At 55.6% G+C, this 3336-nt stretch carries 1 tRNA gene and 2 rRNA genes; all 3 read right to left on the bottom strand.

Going from position 1 to position 3336, the window contains the following annotated elements:
* A tRNA-Met gene (locus KTN05_RS17030) sits at positions 1-77 on the bottom strand.
* 86 nt (positions 78-163) lie between these two features.
* Positions 164-278 (bottom strand): 5S ribosomal RNA (gene rrf / locus KTN05_RS17025).
* 111 nt (positions 279-389) lie between these two features.
* Positions 390-3221 (bottom strand): 23S ribosomal RNA (locus KTN05_RS17020).
* Between the last annotated feature and the right edge of the window lie 115 nt (positions 3222-3336).

Raw genomic sequence — 3336 nt, 5'->3', positions numbered from 1 at the left:
TGGTTGCGGGGACAGGATTTGAACCTGTGACCTTCAGGTTATGAGCCTGACGAGCTACCGGGCTGCTCTACCCCGCGACCGGGCCGCTTGCGCGGCGTTCCCCGCCGGATGTTGGTTGCGGGAGATCGGTGATCGTTACAGAGAGATTTGCGTTTCTTTCCAGGTCTGGCGGTGACCTACTCTCCCACGTCTTGAGACGCAGTACCATTGGCGCGACGGCGCTTAACGGCCGAGTTCGGGATGGGATCGGGTGTTTCGCTCGTGCTATGGCCACCAGACCGGGAAAGAAACGCTCAGCGTTGTTCCCGTTTGGGGAACCGTGTTGTCCAAGTTGCTTTTGATGGGAGCGACGCCGTTCCCTTTCGGGTCTGGTCTGTCGTCTTCCGGATCAAATCAAGCCTATCGAGCCATTAGTACCGGTCAACTGAACGCATTGCTGCGCTTACATCTCCGGCCTATCGACGTGGTGGTCTTCCACGGCTCTCATGGGATACCTGGTTTTGAGGGGGGCTTCACGCTTAGATGCCTTCAGCGTTTATCCTGTCCGTTCATAGCTACCCAGCACTGCCGTTGGCACGACAACTGGTCCACCAGTGGAACGTTCACCCCGGTCCTCTCGTACTAGGGGCAACTCCTCTCAAGTATCCTACACCCACGGCAGATAGGGACCGAACTGTCTCACGACGTTCTAAACCCAGCTCACGTACCTCTTTAAACGGCGAACAGCCGTACCCTTGGGACCTGCTCCAGCCCCAGGATGAGATGAGCCGACATCGAGGTGCCAAACGATGCCGTCGATATGGACTCTTGGGCATCATCAGCCTGTTATCCCCAGCGTACCTTTTATCCGTTGAGCGATGGCCCTTCCACTCGGGACCACCGGATCACTATGGCCGTCTTTCGACTCTGCTCGACTTGTCAGTCTTGCAGTCAGGCTGGCTTCTGCCATTGCACTCAACGAGCGATTTCCGACCGCTCTGAGCCAACCTTCGCGCGCCTCCGTTACTCTTTGGGAGGCGACCGCCCCAGTCAAACTACCCACCACGCAGGGTCCCGGATCCGGATGACGGACCGCGGTTAGACATCAAGAGTGCGAAGGGCGGTATCTCAAGGGAGACTCCACCGGAACTGGCGTCCCGGCTTCAAAGTCTACCGCCTATCCTGCACATCGCAATCCTGATGCCAGTGCGAAGCTATAGTAAAGGTGCATGGGGTCTTTCCGTCTAACCGCGGGAAGTCTGCATCTTCACAGACAATTCAATTTCGCTGAGTCCACATTTGAGACAGCGGGGAGATCGTTACGCCATTCGTGCAGGTCGGAACTTACCCGACAAGGAATTTCGCTACCTTAGGACCGTTATAGTTACGGCCGCCGTTTACCGGGGCTTCAATTCAAGGCTTGCACCTCTCCTTTTAACCTTCCGGCACCGGGCAGGCGTCAGACTGTATACGTCGCCTTACGGCTTCGCACAGCCCTGTGTTTTAAGTAAACAGTCGCCACCCCCTGGTTTGTGCCCCCGGCCCACAGTTGCCTGCAAACCGGGCCTCCTTCTCGCGAACTTACGGAGGTATTTTGCCGAGTTCCTTAAATGTGGTTCTCTCAAGCGCCTTGGTATTCTCTACCAGTCCACCTGTGTCGGTTTAGGGTACGATCTTGTGGAGGGCTATTTCCAGGGACCCCGCAGCTGCCCGATCAATCCGTTAAGATCGAACAACCCTGAGGATCCGTCACCATCTCCTGGCCCAGGAATATTAACCTGGTTCCCATCGACTACGCCTTTCGGCCTCGCCTTAGGGGTCGGCTTACCCTGCTCAGATTAGCTTTAAGCAGGAACCCTTGGACTTTCGGCGACAGGGTCTCTCACCCTGTTTGTCGCTACTCATGTCAACATTCTCGCTTCTGATCACTCCACCGGATGGCTTACGCCCCGGCTTCACAGTCAGAACAATGCCTCCGTTACCCTTTGCAGGGCAAAAGAGGCAGCGTCCTATATCACAGAACGCTCCGCTACCGCGCACATTGCTGTGCACCCAAAGCTTCGGCTCGTGGCTTGAGCCCCGTTACATCTTCGCCGCAAGACCTCTTGATTAGACCAGTGAGCTGTTACGCTATCTTTAAAGGATGGCTGCTTCTAAGCCAACCTCCTGGTTGTTTTGGAAGTCTCACATGCTTTCCCACTTAGCCACGAATTGGGGGCCTTAGCTGTTGGTCAGGGTTGTTTCCCTTTCCACGACGGACGTTAGCACCCGCCGTGTGTCTCCCGATCAGTTCTTCCCGGTATTCGGAGTTTGCTTAGACTCAGTAAGGCTGTGGGCCCCCATCATCCATGCAGTGCTCTACCCCCGGGAGAATACAATCGAGGCGCTACCTAAATAGCTTTCGCGGAGAACCAGCTATCTCCAGATTTGATTGGCCTTTCACCCCTAGCCACACGTCATCCGGACCCTTTTCAACGGGTGTCGGTTCGGACCTCCAGTTGGTGTTACCCAACCTTCATCCTGCACATGGCTAGATCATCTGGTTTCGGGTCTGATCCGTCTGACTCAAGCGCCCTTTTAAGACTCGCTTTCGCTGCGCCTACACCTAACGGCTTAAGCTTGCCAGACAGACCAAGTCGTTGACCCATTATACAAAAGGTACGCCGTCACCGCGCAAGGCGGCTCCGACTGCTTGTAGGCGTCCGGTTTCAGAAACTGTTTCACTCCCCTCGTCGGGGTGCTTTTCACCTTTCCCTCACGGTACTGGTTCGCTATCGGTCAGCAAGGAGTACTTAGCCTTCGAGGGTGGTCCCCCGATCTTCAGACAGGATTTCACGTGTCCCGCCCTACTTAATGCGTCCGATCAACCTTCCCATACGGGGCTGTCACCCGCTATGGCTGTGCTTTCCAGCACATTCTGGTCAGTCTCACGGCTCGGCTGGTCCCCGTTCGCTCGCCGCTACTAGGGGAGTATCTGTTGATTTCCTTTCCTCCGGGTACTTAGATGTTTCAGTTCCCCGGGTTCGCTCTTAAAACCCTATGTATTCAGGTGATAAGTACCTGGTTAACCCCGTTATTGACATCCGAGGATGACAATAACCGAGTTTCAGGTGGGTTTCCCCATTCGGAGATCCATGGATCAAAGCCTATTCCCGGCTCCCCATGGCTTATCGCAGGGTATCACGTCCTTCATCGCCTCTTGCTGCCAAGGCATCCACCAAACGCCCTTATCGCGCTTGATTTGACCCGGAAGACGAAAGACCCGCGCATCACTGCGCATCGCTCCTGGTACCCTCGGCAGGTCCAGCTGGTCGTCTCCGGTCAAAAGCATGTATCTATTCCCGCCCTTTCCGAAGA

It is taken from the genome of Paracoccus sp. Z118 (assembly GCF_019061185.1).
GTDB lineage: Bacteria > Pseudomonadota > Alphaproteobacteria > Rhodobacterales > Rhodobacteraceae > Paracoccus.
This window is presented reverse-complemented; position numbering and strand designations above follow the sequence as displayed.